General features: G+C 71.7%; 18 protein-coding genes. 8 read left to right on the top strand and 10 right to left on the bottom strand.

Annotated elements, in window-relative coordinates:
• A partial coding sequence (locus tag KME77_RS02930; protein WP_219461599.1) for a 3-methyl-2-oxobutanoate hydroxymethyltransferase occupies positions 1-250 on the bottom strand: 250 nt, incomplete at its 3' end.
• Positions 251-390: 140 nt separating this feature from the next.
• Between KME77_RS02930 and KME77_RS02925 the strand changes: the two genes are divergently transcribed.
• The 3 genes from KME77_RS02925 (at position 391) to KME77_RS02915 (ending at position 3,940) form a co-directional block, all read left to right on the top strand.
• Positions 391-1,602: an MFS transporter gene (locus KME77_RS02925; RefSeq protein ID WP_219461596.1), complete on the top strand. Its 1,212-nt coding sequence runs from the start codon at positions 391-393 to the stop codon at positions 1,600-1,602.
• 144 nt (positions 1,603-1,746) lie between these two features.
• Positions 1,747-3,312: an MFS transporter gene (locus tag KME77_RS02920; protein ID WP_219461593.1), complete on the top strand. Its 1,566-nt coding sequence runs from the start codon at positions 1,747-1,749 to the stop codon at positions 3,310-3,312.
• 7 nt (positions 3,313-3,319) lie between these two features.
• A complete protein-coding gene (locus KME77_RS02915; protein WP_219461590.1) occupies positions 3,320-3,940 on the top strand; it encodes a TetR/AcrR family transcriptional regulator in 621 nt (206 codons plus the stop codon).
• Positions 3,941-3,999: 59 nt separating this feature from the next.
• Here KME77_RS02915 and KME77_RS02910 read toward each other — a convergent pair whose 3' ends face one another.
• From KME77_RS02910 to KME77_RS02900, 3 genes are all read right to left on the bottom strand, one after another.
• On the bottom strand, positions 4,000-5,790 hold the full coding sequence (locus tag KME77_RS02910; protein ID WP_219461587.1) for an NAD+ synthase: 1,791 nt from the start codon (positions 5,788-5,790) through the stop codon (positions 4,000-4,002).
• 52 nt (positions 5,791-5,842) lie between these two features.
• Positions 5,843-7,474 carry a BTAD domain-containing putative transcriptional regulator gene (locus KME77_RS29010; protein WP_246609076.1) on the bottom strand — a complete coding sequence of 544 codons (1,632 nt, stop codon included), beginning with the start codon at positions 7,472-7,474 and terminating at the stop codon, positions 5,843-5,845.
• 124 nt (positions 7,475-7,598) lie between these two features.
• Positions 7,599-8,804 (bottom strand): MDR family MFS transporter, encoded by a 1,206-nt coding sequence (locus KME77_RS02900; protein ID WP_219461584.1) that lies wholly within the window; start codon positions 8,802-8,804, stop codon positions 7,599-7,601.
• A 58-nt stretch (positions 8,805-8,862) separates the two neighbouring features.
• On the opposite strand from KME77_RS02900, the gene KME77_RS02895 reads away from it, so the two are divergent.
• Entirely contained in the window at positions 8,863-9,834 is a 972-nt protein-coding gene (locus tag KME77_RS02895) for a DUF5937 family protein (RefSeq protein WP_219461580.1), read from the top strand.
• Positions 9,835-9,905: 71 nt separating this feature from the next.
• Here KME77_RS02895 and KME77_RS02890 read toward each other — a convergent pair whose 3' ends face one another.
• Positions 9,906-10,886: a terpene synthase family protein gene (locus KME77_RS02890; protein ID WP_308250517.1), complete on the bottom strand. Its 981-nt coding sequence runs from the start codon at positions 10,884-10,886 to the stop codon at positions 9,906-9,908.
• A gap of 8 nt (positions 10,887-10,894) precedes the next feature.
• Positions 10,895-11,440: an EF-hand domain-containing protein gene (locus KME77_RS02885; protein WP_219461571.1), complete on the bottom strand. Its 546-nt coding sequence runs from the start codon at positions 11,438-11,440 to the stop codon at positions 10,895-10,897.
• 153 nt (positions 11,441-11,593) lie between these two features.
• Between KME77_RS02885 and KME77_RS02880 the strand changes: the two genes are divergently transcribed.
• A complete protein-coding gene (locus KME77_RS02880) occupies positions 11,594-12,955 on the top strand; it encodes a glutamine synthetase family protein (RefSeq protein WP_219461570.1) in 1,362 nt (453 codons plus the stop codon).
• Between the two features lie 143 nt (positions 12,956-13,098).
• On the opposite strand, the gene KME77_RS02875 is transcribed toward KME77_RS02880, so the two are convergent.
• Positions 13,099-13,992: a carbon-nitrogen hydrolase family protein gene (locus KME77_RS02875; RefSeq protein ID WP_219461567.1), complete on the bottom strand. Its 894-nt coding sequence runs from the start codon at positions 13,990-13,992 to the stop codon at positions 13,099-13,101.
• A gap of 37 nt (positions 13,993-14,029) precedes the next feature.
• Positions 14,030-14,206 carry a hypothetical protein gene (locus KME77_RS02870; RefSeq protein WP_219461564.1) on the bottom strand — a complete coding sequence of 59 codons (177 nt, stop codon included), beginning with the start codon at positions 14,204-14,206 and terminating at the stop codon, positions 14,030-14,032.
• A 106-nt stretch (positions 14,207-14,312) separates the two neighbouring features.
• Here KME77_RS02870 and KME77_RS02865 point away from each other — a divergent pair, with 106 nt between their 5' ends.
• Positions 14,313-14,777 (top strand): MarR family winged helix-turn-helix transcriptional regulator, encoded by a 465-nt coding sequence (locus tag KME77_RS02865; RefSeq protein WP_308250516.1) that lies wholly within the window; start codon positions 14,313-14,315, stop codon positions 14,775-14,777.
• 146 nt (positions 14,778-14,923) lie between these two features.
• Positions 14,924-15,400 carry a hypothetical protein gene (locus KME77_RS02860; RefSeq protein ID WP_219461559.1) on the top strand — a complete coding sequence of 159 codons (477 nt, stop codon included), beginning with the start codon at positions 14,924-14,926 and terminating at the stop codon, positions 15,398-15,400.
• Between the two features lie 205 nt (positions 15,401-15,605).
• Here KME77_RS02860 and KME77_RS02855 read toward each other — a convergent pair whose 3' ends face one another.
• The gene (locus KME77_RS02855; protein ID WP_246609075.1) at positions 15,606-16,847 is read right to left on the bottom strand and encodes a serine hydrolase domain-containing protein; all 1,242 of its coding nucleotides are present in this window, start codon (positions 16,845-16,847) and stop codon (positions 15,606-15,608) included.
• A gap of 237 nt (positions 16,848-17,084) precedes the next feature.
• Between KME77_RS02855 and KME77_RS02850 the strand changes: the two genes are divergently transcribed.
• Entirely contained in the window at positions 17,085-17,798 is a 714-nt protein-coding gene (locus tag KME77_RS02850) for a hotdog fold domain-containing protein (RefSeq protein WP_219461550.1), read from the top strand.
• A 47-nt stretch (positions 17,799-17,845) separates the two neighbouring features.
• On the opposite strand, the gene KME77_RS02845 is transcribed toward KME77_RS02850, so the two are convergent.
• A partial coding sequence (locus tag KME77_RS02845; protein ID WP_219461548.1) for an efflux permease Rv1217c-related protein occupies positions 17,846-18,953 on the bottom strand: 1,108 nt, incomplete at its 5' end.

Genomic DNA, 18,953 nt, shown 5'->3' with positions numbered 1-18,953 from the left:
CGCGGCCCGCGGGGCCCGTCAGCGGCAGCAGGTCGCCGACGGTGACGGGCAGGGTGGAGTCGTAGCCGTAGACGACCATGGCCGCCGAGTCGCCGACCAGCAGGACGGGAATGCCGGCCCGGTCGAAGATCCGGGCCGTCGTCGCGTCGTAGGCGGTGATCATGGGCCACCGCTCCCCGCGCTCCTTGGCCGCGGCCAGATCGCGGACCGTGATCCTGCGGCTGGTGACGGATCCGTACAGAGAGGACATGGATCAACCCTCCGAGGTGAGGTCTCGAGGCGCCCCAGTGGCGTCCCCGGACACCTTCCGATGATGGCACGCGGCCGAAAACCAGTGGAGAAAGTGTCGGTGCGGACCGTCAGAATGTAGGGCGGAGGTAAGCAATCACGATGGCTATCGAACCTTACCGGCGACTGTTCCAGCTCCCCGGCGTACGGACCCTGCTGCTGGTGGGGCTGGTCGCGCGCATCCCGGCGACGTCGATCAGCATGGCGCTGACGCTGCACGTCGTCACCGAGCTCGGCGGCTTCGGCCAGGCCGGGCTGGTCGCGATGGCCACCACGGTCGGCATGGCCGTCGGGTCGCCGCTGTCGGGAAGGTTCGTGGACAAGTACGGGCTGCGGCCGGTCCTCATCGTCACCACCGCGGCGCAGGCGGTGTTCTGGGCGAGCGCCTGGGCGCTGCCCTACGCGGCGCTGGTCGTGGCGACGGCGGTGGCGGGGCTGCTGTCGCTGCCGGTGTTCAGCGTGATCAGGCAGTGCCTGGCCGCCCTGGTGCCGCCGGAGCAGCGCCGCGTCGGCTACTCGCTCGACTCGATGATGGTCGAGCTGTCCTACATGGCCGGGCCCGCGCTGGCCGTGGCCGGGATGACGACGCTGGGCAGCGGCGTGACGATGACGGTCATCGCCGTGGGGCTGACCGGCGCGGGCCTGGCCCTCATCCTGCTCGACCCGCCGACCCGGTCCGCCGAGGAGCTGGCCGGCGACGTCCAGGTGCGCACGCCGCGCCGCCAGTGGCTGACGCCCGCCTTCTTCGCGCTGCTCGGCACGGTGGCCGCGGCCACGTTCGTGCTCACCGGGACCGAGCTGGCCCTGGTCGGCACGATGAAGCACGACGACCAGACCGCGTGGATCGGGCTGGCCGTCGGCATCTGGTGCGTCTTCTCGCTCCTGGGCGGTTTTGTGTACGGCGGGCTCTCGCGCAGCTTCTCGCCCCTGACGCTCATCGCCGCGATGGGCCTGCTGACCATCCTGGCGGCGCTCGCCGGAGGCGACTGGCGCTGGCTCGTCCTCGCCCTGCTGCCCGCCGGGCTGCTCTGCGCGCCCTCCCTGTCGTCCACCGTCGACGCCGTCAGCCGCTGGGTGCCCGCCAGCGCCCGGGGTGAGGCCATGGGCCTGCACGGCACCGCCCTGCTCGTCGGCGGCGCGGTCTCGGCGCCCATCGCCGGCGCGATCATCGACACCTACGGCCCCACCTGGGCGTTCGTGGCGGCCGGGCTGGTCGGGGTGGTCATGGTGCTGCTCGCGCTGCCGTTCTGGAGGCGGCGGCCGGCCGTGGCCGAGCCGGCCGCGGAGTCCCTGACGGGAAGCGCCGTCGCCTGACGGGATCCGCCCTCGCGGGACGACGACGGAAACTGTCGGTCCCGAACGTTAACCTTTACGAAACGAGTCCGTTGCGTATCGGAATATCTTTGCGATACGGTAGCGTTGCGAAACTTAGTCGTATCGAAATTGAGGGTGTCTCTGATGGACGCGAAGACTGCAGACCCGGCGCTGGGGCATCCACGCCGGTGGCCGATCCTCGGCGTGCTGGTGTTCAGCCTGCTGGCGGTCGTGCTGGACAACACGATCCTGAACGTGGCGATGAAGACCATCGCCGATCCCGTCGCGGGCCTGGGGGCGACCCAGAGCGAGCTGGAGTGGGCGATCAACTCCTACACGCTCGTGTTCGCCGGCCTGCTGTTCACCTTCGGTGTGATCGGTGATCGCACCGGACGCAAGCGCATGCTGTTCATCGGCATGGCGTTGTTCGGCCTGGCCTCACTGGCCAGCGCCTACTCCCAGGATCCGACGCAGCTCATCCTGGCCAGGGCGGCGATGGGCATCGGCGGCGCGGCCATCATGCCCGCGACCCTGGCCATCATCTCCAACGTCTTCCCGCCCAGCGAGCGCGGCAAGGCGATCGGGATCTGGGCCGGCGGCGTCGGGCTCGCGGTGGCGGTCGGCCCGATCACCGGCGGCCTGCTGATCGAGCACTTCTGGTGGGGCTCGGTCTTCCTGATCAACGTGCCGATCGTGATCCTCAGCATGATCCTCATCGGCACCATCGTGCCGGAGTCGCGCGACCCCAAGCCGTCCAAGCTCGACCCCGTCGGCGTGCTGCTGTCGATCATCGGTCTGGTGTCCGTGGTGTACGGCATCATCCGCGGCGGCGAGCTGGCCAGCGTGACCTCCGCCGAGGTGCTGGTGCCGACGCTGTTCGGCGTGGCGGTGCTGGCGGCGTTCGTCTGGTGGGAGCGGCGTACCGACCACCCCGCCTTCGACGTGCGCAGCTTCAGCAACGTCCGGTTCAGCTCGGCCATCGGCATGATGGGCATCGTCTTCTTCGCGATGATGGGCGGGATGTTCTTCCTGACCTTCTACATCCAGATCGTCAGGGGCTACACCCCCGTGCAGGCGGGCGCGCTGATGATCCCGTTCGCCGCGGCGCAGCTGATCTTCGCGCCGCTCAGCCAGCGGGTCAACGAGCGGCTCGGCGGCAAGCTCGCCTCGACGATCAGCATGCTCGTGCTCGCCGCGGTGCTGGCCAGCTACGCCCTCTTCGACACCAGCACGCCGATCCTGCTGATGGAGGTCATCTTCTTCGTCCAGGGCGCCGCGATGGCCAACATCATGCCGCCCGCGACCACCGCCATCATGGAGGCGCTGCCCAGGGAGAAGGCCGGTGTCGGCTCGGCGATGAGCAACACCGTCCGCCAGGTCGCCGGCGCGCTCGGCGTGGCCGTCCTCGGCTCGGTGCTGTCGTCGGCCTACCGGGGTGAGATCGCGCCCGCGCTGTCCGCGCTCCCGGCCGGCGCCCAGCACGCGGCCGGTGAGTCGATCATGGCGACGGTCGGCGTGGCGCAGTCCATGGGCGAGCAGGGCCAGGCCCTGATCAAGCCCGCCTTCGACTCCTTCCTGCACGGCATGCACCTCACGGCGCTGGTCGCCGCGGTGATCGCGCTGCTCGGCGTCGCGGTGGTGGCCAAGTGGATGCCGGGCAAGACACGCCCGGTTCCGCAGGCCGAGAAGAAGGAAGCAGCGGTAGTGTGAGGCTCCGATGACGATCCAGGAAACCACCCGCGAAGGCACGGGCGCCCGCCCGGCCGGCCGGCCGCGCAGCGAGAAGGCCGAGAAGGCGATCATCGAGGCGACCCTCGACCTGATCGCCGAGGGCATGGGTGTGTCCGAGCTGTCCATCGAGGCGATCGCGTCGAAGGCGGGCGTCGGCAAGACGACCATCTACCGCCGCTGGTCCAACAAGGAGGACCTGGTCGTCGACGCGCTGGCCACCCTGCGGGCGCCGCTGCCGCCGCTCACCGGCGAATCGGCCCGCGACGACCTGATCACCCTGCTCGACGTGATGCGCAAGGAGTCGGGCCAGGCCCGCGGCCGATGCGTGATGAACGTCGCGATGAGCGAGGCCGACCGCCACCCGCGGCTGATGGAGCGCTTCATGAAGCGCTCCGTCGAGCCGCGCAAGCAGGCCATGCGCCAGACGCTGGAACGGGGGGTCACCACCGGCGAGCTGCGGGCCGACCTCGACCTCGACATCGCCACGGCGATGCTGACCGGCACCATGCTGCACCACACCAAGTGGGCGCCGGCCGGTGACCTGCCGGTCGACCTGGCCGAGCGCGTCGTCGACGCGGTCATGACGGGGATCGCCGCTCGCGACTGAGATCGTCGGACGACATGAGGGCGGGCCGGGAGAGATGTCTCCCGGCCCGCCCTTTTCGGTCAGCTCGTCGTCTCGCGCCACCGGTTGGTGATGGGCAGGCGGCGGTCGCGGCCGAAGTTCTTCGGGGTGATCTTCGGGCCGGGCGGGTACTGCCTGCGCTTGAACTCGGCCACGTCCACCAGCCGGATGACCCGCGTCACCAGCTCCGGGTCGTGCCCGGCGGCGATCAGCTCCTTCGAGCCCATGTCCTTCTCGACGTAGTCGTCCAGCAGCCGGTCGAGCACCTCGTACGGGGGCAGCGAGTCGGTGTCGCGCTGGCCGGGGCGCAGCTCCGCGCTGGGCTCCTTGGTGATCGAGTTCTCCGGGATCGGCCGCTCGGCGTCGAGGCGGAACCATGCTTGCCGGTGGGCGTTGCGCCAGCGGGACAGCTCCCACACCATCGTCTTCGGCACGTCCTTGATCGGCGCGAAGCCGCCCGCCGAGTCGCCGTACAGGGTGGAGTAGCCGGTGGCCAGCTCGCTCTTGTTGCCGGTGGTCAGCACCAGATGGCCGTGCTCGTTCGACAGGCCCATGAGGATCGTGCCGCGCACGCGGGCCTGAAGGTTCTCGGCGGCCAGGCCGGACAGGTCGATCTCCTTCTCGAAGGCGTCGACGATGCCGGCGATCGGCACCACCTGGGAGTTGACGCCCTGCCTGCGCACCAGCTCCTCGGCGTCGCCGATCGAGTGGTCGGAGGAGTAGCGCGAGGGCAGCATCACCGCGTGCACCCGGTCGGGCCCGATCGCGTCGGAGGCGATGGTCGCGGTCAGCGCCGAGTCGATGCCGCCGGACAGGCCGAGGATCACCGACCGGAACCCGTTCTTGGTCACGTAGTCGCGGACGGCCAGCACCAGCGCCGAGTAGACCTCCCCGTGCAGGTCCAGCCGCTCGGCCACGCGGGCGGGCTCGGGCTCACGCGGCCGGCGCGGGTTCTCGTCCTCGTCCTCGTTCTCGGACAGGACGAGGCGTTCGACGGTGATCGTGGTGCCGTCGCCGGCGTCGTACGGGAACGACCCGGCCTCGGCGGCGGAGACCGGAAGGTCCAGGTCCACCAGCAGCAGCTCCTCGCGGAACTGCTCCGCCCGCGCCACCAGCTCGCCCTCGTGGTCGACGACGATCGAGTCGCCGTCGAAGACCAGCTCGTCCTGACCGCCGACCTGGTTGACGTAGACGAGCGCGCACCCGGCCTCGCGAGCCCTGCGGGCGCACAGCTCCAGGCGTACGTCGTCCTTCTCCTTCTCGTACGGGGAGGCGTTCGGCACCACCAGCAGCCCGGCGCCGGCCTGGCCCACCACGGCGACCGGGCCGCCGTCCTGCCAGAGGTCCTCGCAGACCGCGATCGCCACGTCCACCCCGCGCAGCCGGAAGATCGGCAGCCGGTCGCCGCGCACGAAGTAGCGGTACTCGTCGAACACGCCGTAGTTGGGCAGGTGGTGCTTGGCCGTCCTGGCCACCACCTCGCCCTGGTACAGCAGCGCGGCGGCGTCGAGCGGCGCGCCCGCGGGCTGGCCGACGCGCGGCGCCCGGTTGGCCCGGCCGACGTAGCCGACCACCACCGGCAGCTCGCCCAGCCCTTCCTCGCGCAGCCTGCGCGCGACCTCGTCGAGCGTCGAGATGCTGGCGTCCACGAAGGACGTCCGCAGCACCAGGTCCTCGACCGGATAGCCGGTGAGGAACATCTCGGTGAAGACGACCAGGTCAGCGCCACGGTCGGCGGCGTCGCGGGTCCACGCGACGAGCCGGTCGGCGTTGCCGGACAGGTCGCCTACGGCGGGGTTCGTCTGGGCCAGGGCGATGCGCAGTTCTGCCACAGGACAAGCCTAATACCCCGTGATTTTTATCGTCCAAGCGACGAGAAGTGAGCTACCTCGCCGGCGTGGTCCCCGGCGTGACCAGGCCGCACTCGTAGGCCGCCACCACGAGCTGCGCCCGCTCGAACAACCCCAGGTGATCCAGCAGCGCCCCCACCGACTCGGCGACGTCCTGCTCGGACAGGGCGAGGGTCTGCCCGATCTGCCGGTTGGTCAGGCCGCGGGCCACCAGCCTCAGCACGTCGAGCCGGGCGTCGGCGAGCCCGGCCAGCGCCGGGGGAGCGGCCGGGTCCGGCCGGCCGGCGAACGCCGAGATCAACCGGGTGGTCACCGCCGGGTCGATCAGCGCCTCGCCGGAGGCCGCGGCCCGGATGGCGGCGACGAGCTGCTCCGGAGGGGAAGTCTTCAGGACGAATCCGCTCACTCCCGCTCGGAGCGCCGCGTACAGGTTCTCGTCGCTGCCGAACGTGGTCATCACGATCACCTTCGGCGGGTGGTCGTCGGCCAGGATCCGGCGGGCGGCGGCCAGGCCGTCGAGGCGCGGCATCTGAATGTCGATCAGCACCACGTCGGGGCGCAGGTCGCGGACGGCGGCGATCGCCTGCTCGCCGTCGGCCGCCTCCCCGGCCAGCTCGAAGCCGGGCTCGGTGCCGAGGACGATCCGCAGACCTGCTCTGACCAGCGCCTGGTCGTCGGCCACCAGCACGCGCAGCGTGGGGTGCTCGCCGGAAGCCGCGCCGCCCGGCGCCTCGGAGGCCGGTGCTTCAGGGGCCGATGCTCCGGGGGGCGGCGTGGGCTGCCCGGCCGGCCTGGACGGCCTGGGCGGCCCTGAGGTGGCCGGTCTTGAGGCAGCCGGCCGGGACGCGGCCGGTTGTGAGGTGGCCGGTCCTGCGGTGGCCGGCCTTGAGGTGGCCGGTCGGGGCGGGGCGGGCGGTTCGGGCTCGTCCAGGCGCTGGGCCAGCATGTCGCCCTCCAGCCGCCGCAGCCCCGCGCTCAGGTCCAGCCCCAGCTCGTCCCGCCACACCGCCCTGGCCCTGCGCAGCGCCGCGAGCGCGTCACCCTGCCGCCCCGTGCGGTACAGGGCCAGCGCGAGCAGCCGCCACGCCTCCTCGCGCAGCGGGTGCGCCGAGGCGTGCGTCTCCAGGTCGGGCACGAGCGCGGCCGGCCGGCCCAGCGCCAGCCCGGCGTCGGCCCGGCGCTCCACCGCGACCAGTCGCAGCTCCTCCAGCCGTCCCGCCTCGGTCGCCGCCCACGGCAGGTCGGCGAACTCGGCCAGCGCCGGCCCCCGCCACAGCCCCAGCGCGCTGTCCATGGCGGCCCACACCTCCGCGGACCCGCCCTCGGCCTTCACCAGGTCCTCGAAGCGCCACGTGTCGACCTGGGCGTTCGCGGCCCGCAGCGCGTACCCGGGGGTGGCCGAGACCAGCACGGACGCCTCCTCACGGGGCGCGCGGCCGGGTTCGAGCGCGCGCCGCAGGCGGGACACGTACCCCTGGATGGTGGACAGGGCCTGCGCGGGCGGGCCGGCGGGCCACAGCTCGTCGATGAGCGTGCTCACGGGCACGGCCCGGCCGCCGGCGACGAGCAGGCGCGCGAGCACCGCGCGCTGGCGCTGGCCGCCGAGGTCGAGGGGGACGCTGCCGGACCAGGCCTGGAACGGTCCCAACGCGGTGAGAGTCAGCATGACATGCGTAAGGGTATTGCGGCTTTGTCACGGCAATGCCACAGCTTGTCGGGAACCTCCCGCTGATTGTCGGGAACCTCCGCCGATCGTGGCGACGGGCGGTGCCGGGGCGCCGAGGCGGTGCTCAGGTGAGCGCTGAGCGGCGGCGGATGGCCGGGCCCAGGGCGAGCATGCCCGCCGCCGACAGCAGCCCCACGCCGCCCACCGTGAACCACAGCGCCTCGGGGCCCGCCTCCAGCAGCGCGCCGCCGGCCAGCGGCGCCAGCATCCCGGCCAGCGACCAGGCGAACCCGAACAGCCCCGCGTACCGGCCCCGCAGGTGGGCGGGGGCCAGCGCGGCGACGACGGTCCCCGCGATGCCCGCCGTGGCGATCTCCCCGGCCGTCCAGACGACGATCGTGACGGCCAGCCAGAACGCGTTGCCCACGAACGCGGTCAGCGCGAACCCGGCCGCCATGACCGCCACCCCGGCCGCGAACGCCCGCGAGGCGTCCCTGCGCCCGATCCAGTCCGACACCAGCGGCTGCGCGACCACGATCAGCACCCCGTTCAGCGCCATCGCCAGCCCGAACTCCCCGGTCGACAGCCCCGCCTGCTTGACCATCGCGACCGGCAGCATGGTGACCGTCTGCAGGTACACCAGCGCCTGCCCCAGCGTGACCAGCGTGAACGCGACCATGACCCGGTCGCGCAGCACCATCAGGAAGCCGCCGGCCGACCCGGTCCCGGTCGAGCGCGTCTCCGGGACCGCCCGCCAGACCAGCACGGCGAAGACCACGGCGGTGGCCCCGTCGATCCAGAACAACCAGGTGAAGCCCAGCCCGGCCAGCCAGCCGCCGCCCGTCATGCCGACCGCGTACCCGAGGTTGATCGCCCAGAACAGCAGCCCGTACGCCCTGGGCCGCTCGGCGGCCGGCACCAGGTCCGCGACCAGCGCGTTCGACGCGGGCCGGTAGAGGTCGATCACCAGCCCCAGCGCGAACATCGACGCGGTGAGCGCCACGAGCGACGTGCTGTACCCGAGCGCCAGCATCGCGGCGGCCGAGGCCAGCATGCCGCCGGACAGCGTCGCCCGCCGCCCGATCCGGTCGGTCAGCCACCCGCCGAGCGGCTGCGAGATCAGCGACCCCGCGCCGAACACCGCCATCACCAGCCCGGCCCCCACCACCGACACGCCCCGCGCCTGGGTGAGGTAGACGCCGGTGAACGGCATCACCATGGTGCCCAGGCGGTTGACCAGGGTGCCGCTCCACAACGCCCAGAACGGCCTGGGCAGCCCGCCCACCTTGGACCTCAGGAAGGACGGCTTCTCCACCACGCTGTCAGTCATGGATCAAGCGTTGGCGTCCCGGCGTACGCAGGCGAACGATTTAGGGCAGACTAAAAGGATGCCGATCACCTGGGTGCTGAGGCCCGAGGACGTGGCCAGGATCAGATTCGCGTTCTCGCCGATGTGGGAGCTGGCCGCCAGCCTGCGCACGCTCCAGGACCCGGCCAGGCAGTCGTTGCACCTGCCGTGGGTCAAGTGCGTCCGGCCGCGCCTGGAACGGCTGGACATGTCGGAGCTGTTCGCGCTCGTCCCGCGCACCGGCTACATGGTGGACTTCATCACCCCGCCGCCCGACACGCCACTCCCGGACTTCGCGCAGGAGCTGGACCGGGTACGCCGCACGCCGCCCGAACGGGCCGCCGAGGAGGCGGCGAAGGTGCGCGGCACCGACCCGGCGATGATCGAGCGCTTCCTGGCCGACCCGGCGGCCGGGGTGGCCAGGGTCGCCGACACGCTGCTGGCGTACTGGGAGACGTGCTTCGCCGAGTTCTGGCCGCGCGTCTACGGGCTGCTGGAGCGCGACGTGCTGCGCAGGTCGCGGCAACTGGCCCAGGGCGGCGCCCGCGAGCTGTTCGCGGCCCTGGACCCGGCCGTGGCCTGGACGGGGGAGCGGCTGAACGTCGACCGCCCCTACTGCGAGCACGGCGCGCTGCACGGCGACGGGCTGGTGCTGGTGCCGAGCGCGTTCTACTGGCCGTCGGTGGCGGTGATCTCCGCCCCGTACCAGTCCACGCTGGTCTATCCCGTCCTGGGCGTCGCGACCCTGTGGGAGCAGGGGCCGCCGCCCGCTCCCGGCGCGCTGGCGGCGCTCATCGGGCGCAGCAGGGCGCGGATCCTGCTCGCCCTCGCCGAGCCCAGCACCACCTCGGCGCTGGCCGGGCGCATGTCGCTCACGGCGGGCGCGGTCAGCCAGCACCTCGGCGTGCTCAGCGACGGCGGGCTCACCGTCGGGATGCGGGTCGGCAAGCAGGTCGTGTACCGGCGCACCCCCGCCGGCGACGCGCTGGCCTCCGCCGGGACCCTCAAATAGGCCGTAACCGGGCCAGCAGGCCGCACCCGGGCAAGCGGCTTCACGCGGGCGAGCAGGCCGCACGCGGGCCGTCAGGTGTAGCGGGTCGACTCCATCAGCCAGTCGAGGTGGGCGCGCGGCGCCGCCATGTAGGCGCAGGCGACCTTGCTCACGTCGCGGGCCAGCCGCGGCGTCAGCGTGTCCAGCGGCAGCCGGAGTACCGCGTCGTGCATGTCCTGGCAGCGCTCGGCGATCCGGTCCAGCACCCAGGCCGTGGCCTCCGGCTGGTCCAGGCCGAGCTGGTGCATCACCACCACGACCAGGTTGTGGGTGTCGCCGCGTTCCTTCGGCAGCGAGGCCACGTCGTTGCACCAGGCGGTGACGTCGTTGCAGGCGTTCACCAGCTCCTGCCACGGCTCGCACTCGTGCACCCACGCCGGCACCTCCACCCGCAGGCACGGCTCCACCAGGTCGTACAGGTACGGGCCCACCGTGCCCCTGCGCAGCGCCGGGTACTGCTCCAGGGTCGGCACCCGGCCCGTGGCGCGGTTCTCGGCCTCGACGCGGCAGGCGTCGTGCTGGCGCATCAGGTTCGCGGCGAACCTGGTCCGCCACAGGTCGCTCATCCGCACACTGGTCACCCGCCACAGGTCGGCGAACGCCGACTCCAGCGGATGCGCCGCGCCGCCCTCCAGCAGGCCGTGGAACAGGTCCACGTCGCCCCGGTTCTCGTCCAGCTCGTCGTCGAGGTTGAACAGCCACGTCAGCCACTGCGCGAACAGCGCCGCCGCGGCCGCGTCGAACTCCGCGAACGCGCGCCCCGCCATCCGGTGGAAGCCCGTCCCCGGGTCGGCGCGCAGACCGGTCCGCCGCGCCCAGTCCATGACGGCCGCCTCGATCGCGTACACGGCCGGATGCATGCGGCAGGGCGCCGCCATGGCGGGCACCCGCTCGGTGAGCGCCAGCAACGCGGCGGCCGCCGGAGCCCCCCTGCGAGGGCCCAGCGCCAGCGGATTCCAGTGCAGCACGGACCGCAGGGCGGTCCTCATGGAGGCGATCACCGGGATGTTCACGGGGAGACTCATAGGGGCCCGTAGAGCCAGTTGCCCGCGGCGTTCGGGTCGTCGCCGACGTAGTACTCGCAGGCCGCCTCGACCAGCTCCGCCACGGTCAGCACGCCCCTGCCCGCCCGGTCGAGGTGGTCGAAGGCGTCGTCCACGTCGTCGTACGCGGTGCCGAACGCGCTCAGCATCGTACGGAACTCACGCGGCCCGATCAGCCCGTCGCCGTCGTCGTCGCACAGATCGGCCACCGCCGCCGTCGCCGGCCGGAAGACCGAGTCGTACAGGCCGCCCTGCACGAACGCCCCCACCATGGCGCAGTGGAACTCCTCCCGAGAGATCCGCGAGTCGCCGTCACGGCCGAGCGCCTCGGACAGGCACGACCAGATCCCGTCGAACCCGCCGACGAGACCACTGCCGGTGACCGAGGTTGGGGACTCTCCGAAACCCACCAGAAGACGTGCACCCAGACCCAGCAGGTCCCCACGCTCGATCACCCCCTCGCCCCCGGCGTCGATGTGGTCGAAGGCGCGATCGAGCTTGTGAATGAGCAGGTCGATAGCCACCAATGCCTCCCCCGAGACTGACTGCGTGATCACGATAGGTCGGTGCGGGCGCTTTGTCAGCGAGGCTCGCACCGGCAACCCTCGTAACGTGCGCGAAACACGGACACGGCATCCTGATAGGGAACGCCAGTACTGTCTTCGCTAGGGGATGCCTTGGACCGCCAGCAGGAGTTCGTGCTCCGCACGCTAGAGGAACGCGACATCCGGTTCATCCGGCTCTGGTTCACCGACGTTCTCGGCTTCCTGAAGTCGGTGGCCATAGCACCCGCCGAGCTGGAGGGCGCCTTCGCCGAGGGCATCGGCTTCGACGGCTCGGCCATCGAGGGCTTCGCCCGCGTGTACGAGGCCGACATGCTGGCCAAGCCCGACCCGTCGACGTTCCAGATCCTGCCCTGGCGCAGCGAGACGCCCGGCGCCGGGCGCATCTTCTGCGACATCCTCATGCCCGACGGCTCGCCCTCGCACGCCGACCCGCGCTGGGTGCTCAAGCGCACCCTCGCCAAGTGCGCCGACATGGGCTTCACCTTCTACACCCACCCCGAGATCGAGTTCTTCCTGCTGAAGAACCGTCCCGAGCCCGGCGTGCGGCCCGAGCCCATCGACTCGGGCGGCTACTTCGACCACACCCCCCACAGCTCCGGCCACGACTTCCGCCGCCAGGCGATCATGATGCTGGAGTCGATGGGCATCTCCGTCGAGTTCAGCCACCACGAGGGCGCCCCCGGCCAGCAGGAGATCGACCTGCGCTACGCCGACGCCCTCACCACCGCCGACAACATCATGACCTTCCGGCTCGTGATGAAGGAGGTCGCGCTGGAGCAGGGCATCTGGGCCTCGTTCATGCCCAAGCCCTTCACCGAGCACCCCGGGTCCGGCATGCACACCCACATGTCGCTGTTCGAGGGCGACCGCAACGCCTTCTACGAGGCCGGGTCCGAGTACCAGCTCTCCAAGACCGGGCGCTCCTTCATCGCCGGGCTGCTCAAGCACGCCGCCGAGATCACCGCCATCACCAACCAGTGGGTCAACTCCTACAAGCGCCTCTGGGGCGGCGCCGAGGCCATCGCCGGCCAGGGCGGCGAGGCGCCCTCCTACGTCTGCTGGGGCCACAACAACCGCTCCGCGCTGGTGCGGGTGCCCATGTACAAGCCGCACAAGGGCGGCTCCACCCGCATCGAGTTCCGCTCCCTCGACTCCGCCTGCAACCCGTACCTGGCGTTCGCGCTCATCCTCGCCGCCGGGCTGCGCGGCATCGAGGAGGGGTACGAGCTGCCGGCCGCCGCCGAGGACAACGTCTGGACCCTCACCAGCGCCGAGCGGCGGGCCCTGGGGATCCAGCCGCTGCCGCAGTCCCTGGACGAGGCGATCGCGGTCATGGAGCAGAGCGAGCTGGTGGCGGAGACGCTGGGGGAGCACGTCTTCGACTTCTTCCTGCGCAACAAGCGGGCGGAGTGGCGTGACTTCCGGCGTCAGGTGACGGAGTTCGAGCTGGGCCGCTACCTGCCGGTGCTCTGACTGGCGAGGTCTTCGCCTTCGCTCCGCCCCCGGGCGTGTGTCCGGTGGCGCAAGGAATGGCCATACCGGCAGGCCAAAGCTGCGCTGTGATGAAAACGCTCACCGGATCGGGCGTCGTACGAGGCCGACGTCGAGCGTCACGGTCAGAATGTCGTGCGTGTCTCGCTGCGGGGATCCCCCGACACCAGTCGCTCGTCGTAGAGCCCGGCGCGGGCGAGGCGGCGCCAGGGACGGGCCAGACGGACGGACACGTCGATGTCCGCGTCTGTCGCGTCCAGGTCGAGATCGGCCACGGCCAGGGCCGGCCGGCCGTTCGCCGGGCAGCGGGCGAGCCGGCGGCCGCCCGGCGCGACGATCCCCGCGGGGACGGTCGCGCTGAACTGCGCCGGGACGGAGTAGCCGAGCCAGTAGCCGTACAGCCTCCCGTACGCCTGCGCGAGCATCGCCCGGGCCGCGTCGTCGACCATCACCGACAGCAGCACGCAGTCCACGTTCAGGCGCTCGTACTCGGCGAACACCTCCGGGAACTCGGCCTCGATGCACAGCGCGCACCCGAACCGGATGCCGTCGATCTCGACGACGACCGGGGACGAACCGGGCGAGTACATGAAGGAGACCTCGGTGTTCGACAGGAACCGCTTGTCGTACCGGGTGACCAGCCGGCCCCGGTCGGAGACTACGTACAGGCTGTTGTGCGGCCGGTTCGGCGGGGTCAGCGGGTGGAGCGAGCCGAAGGCCACCCAGAGCCCGAGCTGTCCGGCCAGATCGGCGATCGACTCGGCCTCCTCACGCAGCACGTCCCATCGGATTCGGCTCCAGTCCGACTCGCTCAGCGTCCCGGGCGGTCCCGAGGACATCACGTGCTTGCCCGGGTACGTGAGCGCCCCCTTCGGGAACTGCGCCAACCGCGCCCCGGCCGCGTCCGCCTCCCGCATCAGGGCGCGCACCTCCGCGCCACTGGCCCGCAGCGTCGCGGGATCGGTGGGATCCTCGGGCACCGTGCTCTGCGCGACCGCCAGCCGCAACGTCCTCGCCATCCGAGGACGATAGGGCATGTCCGGCGGGTTCGGTGTCTCAGGCGAAGTGCATGGCGATGGCCAGCCCGACGGTGTGCGTCAGCACCACCACGACGATCAGCGCGACGAAGACGAACTTGGCCGGCCCGTGCTCGAAGTGCTTGCCCTCCTTGAGGGGCCGCAGCTGGGCCTGACGCTCGGCGATGCGCTCCTCCAGCGGCTTGCGGTGAAACACGAGGACCGTCCCTCCGGATCGTTTGCGTGGCTGTCGTTTGTGGGCTAATAATTTGTACACCAACTAATTTAGCACGCGCCCTCGGAGGTGCCCACCGATGGAGCCTGTGACAGAGGACACAGACCTGCTGGCCCTGGACCGGCAGGTGTGCTTCGCCCTCAGCATCGCCTCGCGCAGCGTCATAGCCCTGTACCGGCCGCTGCTGCAGCCCTTCGGGCTGACCCACCCGCAATACCTGGTCATGCTCGCGCTCTGGCAGTACGAGCCCCTGTCCGTCAAGGAGCTGGGCGAGCTGCTCCAGCTCGATCCCGGCACCATGTCGCCGCTCCTCAAGCGGCTGCAGGGGCTCGGCTACGTCAACCGCGAGCGGGACAGCAAGGACGAGCGGGCGCTGTGCGTGACACTCACCCCGGCCGGGCGGGCGCTGCGGGCCGAGGCCGAGAAGATCCCGCCGGCCATCGTGGCCCGGCTCGGCATGAGCCTGGAGGAGCTGCAGGACCTGCACCGGTCGCTGACCCGGGTGATCGCCGCGGCGCGCGGCACCGCCGACCCCGGGCATGCCGTGGACTGACGCGGCCGGTCCCGAGGCCGTGACGCTTCAAAGTGTCAGGCTTCAAGGTCGTCACGCTTCGAGGAATTTCCAAGCGAGGCCCACTCCCCGCCGCGGCGACCTAGCGTCTGACAGGCAGTCAGGCAGCGAAGACGGGGGACGGGGAAATGCGTACCAGGCAGATCGGGATGTCGCTGGTGATGGCGACCGTGCTCGCGGGCGCCGTGGGGGCCGCCGCCGCGGGACCGGCGTCGGCGAGCGGCACCGGCACGGCGGGCAGCACCAGTACGGCGGGATGCTCGGGGGCGGGGCCGACGCGGACGGACGTGTCGGGGAGGGTCCGCGCCACCACGTGGTGCCACAACTACCGCACGGGCGACGTGTACGCCGGACGCGCCGCCGGGCGGGTCACCGGGGTCCTGTACGCGGGCAGGAACTGGTTCGCCTGCCAGATGAAGGGCGCCGAGAACCCGGCCGTCGGCGGCGCCAGGAACAACTGGTGGCTGCGCACCCAGGGCGACAAGGGGTACGCCGACGCGGGCTGGGGCTGGTTCCCCGCCACGTACGTGTCGGGCGGCGGCAACTACCAGACGATCCCGGGGCTCCCGGTGTGCCCCGAGGCCAAAGGCCCGCAGCCGGTCTGACCCGACCGGCCTCGCCCGACGCGACCGGCCGTCCGAATCGGCCGGTCGGCCGTCCGAACCGGTCGGCCGTCCGAGTCGGCGGGCCGTCCGAGCCAGCCGGTCCCCGGTTCGGGACCGGCATCCCCGGCGCGCCTCCTGCCCCCGCCCGGCAGGGGGCGCGCCCTCACCTGTGCCCAGTTCCCCTGCTGACGGGCGGAGCCGCTGGTCAGAAGTACTTCGACGTCAGGTCGGTGGCCGGCCAGGAGCTGACCTTGACGGCGTTCATCTGGTCGTCGATCACGTCGAAGTCCGGCGTCCCCGTCTCCTCCCGCCGGTTGAAGATCGCCGCGTAGCTCCACCCGTTCTGCAGCCGCGCCAGGTACGAGAACGTCCCCGGCATCGACCCGTTGTGCCAGGTGTTGAGGTGCCCGGTCACCTGCCGCACCCACCACCCGCCGCCGTACCAGGACCCGGACGAGGTCACCCCGGTCTCCGGCTTGGCCAGCAGCTTCGCGATCGAGGCCGCGCTCAGCACCAGCCCCGGCCTGTCGAAGGCGAGCGTCCAGCGGACGAGGTCGACGGCGGAGGCGAGCCAGCCGCCGTTCGCGTCCTGGTTGGGCATGTTGAACCCGCCGTACGGGTACGGCACGACGGTGCCGGACTCGTCCATGACCGTCCTGCTGGTGTACTGGGACTGGTAGAGCACCTCGCCGGAGGCGGCCTCCTCACGCAGGCTCCTGCCGATGCGCATGCGGGTGATGCCGAGCGGCTTGAGCAGCTTGCTCTTGACGTACGACTCGTACGACATGCCGGACACCTTCTCGATGATCCGGCCGAGCAGCAGGTAACCGTAGTTGCTGTAGACCATCTTCGATCCGGGCGCGAAGTCGAGCGGCCTGCCCGTGGCGTACCTGACGATGTCGGCGTGGCTGATCGGCAGCGGCACGTCCAGCGCGGCCGAGATCGTGTGGTCCAGCCAGAGCTGGTCCTGCTTGGAGGTGTCGCGGTCCCAGCCGCCCAGGTGCTGCATCAGCCTCAGGACGGTGACCTGGTTCATCCGGGTGTCGGCCGGGGTCAGGCCCAGCAGCGTGGTCACCTTGGCGGACAGGCTCAGTTTGCCGTCCTGCACCAGCCGCATGACGGCGGCGGAGGTGATGTTCTTGCTCAGGCTGGCGACGCGGAACAGCGACGTCGGCGTCACCGAGGGGATCGCCTGGGCGCCGGTGCTGTAGCGGTAGCCGCGGGCCAGCACGATCTTGCCGCTCTTCATCACCGCCAGCTGGGCGCAGGAGATCTCCCGCTCCTTGACGTAGGCCTTCATCACGTTGTCGAACCCCGCCAGCTGCGACGGCGTCGTCCCCGTCGTCTCCACCACCGGCAGGGGAGCGGCCAGCGCCGGGCGGGCCGCCAGCGTCGCGGCGGGCACGGCGACGGCCCCTGCCTTCAGCAGATTTCTCCGAGTGAGCATCGTCACTTCTGACCCCCAGGTAACGTCCTTGCAAAGTCGGGGCCGTATCTTACGGACAAGTCAGCCTCCACGCCGACTCGGCGCATGCCTGGGAAGTTTTGGGGGAGTCTGGGGCGTTATGTGGAGGTCGAAAGCCCCCACGGGCCGGGTCTGATGATCGTCCGTTAGTATCGGCCCGTTCCAAAAAGGATTTTCTGCACAACAAGTCTGCACAACAAGGATGTTGGAGGGTGTGGAATGACGACGGCTGCCGTGCAGACCGTGCTGACCGTTCCTGAGCGGTTCAGGGGCCCGGCCGGAGTCGCCAACGGCGGCTGGATAGCCGGGACCATGGCCGAGGCCATGGGCGGCAACCGATCGGCGGTCGAGGTCACACTCCACGCGCCCACCCCCCTGGAGACCCAGCTCTGCCTGGAGCACGTCGGCAACACCGTGACGCTCTCCCAGGCCGGCAAGCTGCTGGTCGAGGCCATGCCGGTGGCGGAGGACCTGACGGCGCCGGAGTTCGTGCCGTTCACCGACGCGGCGCGCGCCGAGGCCGGCTTCCCCGGCTGGCGGGGGCACGCCTTCCCCGAGTGCTTCGCCTGCGGGCTGCGCGAGCCGGGCGACGGGCTGCGGATCTTCCCCGGCCCGGTCGACGGCACGGATCTCGTGGCGGCCGGGTGGCGGGTGCCGTTCACGGTGGTCGAGGAGGACGGCGTGCCCGCCTCCGTCGTGGGCGCCGTGCTCGACTGCATCACCGGCTGGGCGCACTTCGGCCCCGGCGAGTCCGCGCTGCTCGGACGGCTGGCCGTGCAGATCCACGGCAGGCTGTACGCGGGCGGCGCGTACTCCGTCGTGGCCCGCGCGACCGGCCACGAGGGCCGCAAGCTGTTCGGCGAGAGCGCGATCTACGAGGTGGACGGCACCCTGGTCGCCTCCGCCCGCGCCACCTGGATCACGCCGCGCTGACCGGACGGCGCACGGACGCGGCGGCCGGGTGACGGCCGCCCGCCCGTTCAGCCGATGTCGCGCCGCCTGATCCCGGCCAGCCCCGCCGCCGCCAGCAGCGCCGCGACGAGCGCCAGTGACACCAGCGGCGTCACGCTGAACGGCGCCCCGAGCAGCGTCCGCGGCACGTGCGAGAACGGCGACAGCCCCAGCACCACGTCACTGACCTGCCCGAACTCGAAGGCCAGCTCGATGAGCAGGAAGCCCGCGAGCAGCGCCCACGCCGCGGCGACGGCCCTGGGCAGCAGTCCCAGCAGCGCCATGGCCAGCCCCGCCATCACCCACACGGCGGGCAGCCACTCCAGCGCGCTCCCGGTCAGGGACACCACCTGCCCGCCGACATCACCGGTGCTCAGCCCGTACGCGAGCCCCATGCACGCCCCGGCGGCCGTCAGCATGACCACCGGCCCGGCCACGGCGAACAGCAGGTGGGCCGACGCCCACCGGGTACGGTCCGGCGCGGTCGCCAGCAGCAGCTCGGCCAGCCCCGCCTCCTCCTCGGACCGGGGCCGCAGCGCCGCCGACACCGCGTACGCCGACACCGCCTGGCTCAGCACGAGCAGGCTGAACGTGAACAGCGCGTCCGCCCCCGCGAACATCCCGGAGAGCTGCCCGGCCGCCCCTTTCGCGGCCCCGCCGAGCAGCAGGCCCACGAGGCCGCACCCGCACGTCCAGGCGATCAGCGCCCCGCGCTGCGACCGCCAGGCCAGCGCGACCCGGCCGCGCAACCCCGGCGCTCCGGCCGCGGGCCCCGGCCGGTCGGGCAGCAGCCCGGCCGCCAGGTCGCGCCGAGCCGACAGCCCGTACGCGATCCCCGCGAACACCACGGCCCAGGCCACGAACAGCAGCAGCACCCACCACCGATCCCCGGTCCACGCCCGCGACAACCGGGCCCACCCGAACGGCGACAACCAGGACAGACCCGCACGCTGAACGTCACCCGCGCCCTGAACGTCACCCATCGCCCGGATCACGAACAGCGTCCCGGCCGCCCCCAGCGCGATCCCGCGCGCCTTGCCGCCCCCGGACGTCACCTGGGCCGCCACGGCGGCGACGGCCGCGACCGCCACGCCCGCGCCCCCCGTGGGGAGCCCCACCCCCCACCCCCCGCTCACC

It is taken from the genome of Nonomuraea rhizosphaerae (assembly GCF_019396405.1).
In the GTDB taxonomy this organism is placed as follows: Bacteria; Actinomycetota; Actinomycetes; order Streptosporangiales; family Streptosporangiaceae; genus Nonomuraea; species Nonomuraea rhizosphaerae.
The sequence above is the reverse complement of the archived record's forward strand: the minus strand, read 5'-3'. Positions and strand labels throughout refer to the sequence as shown.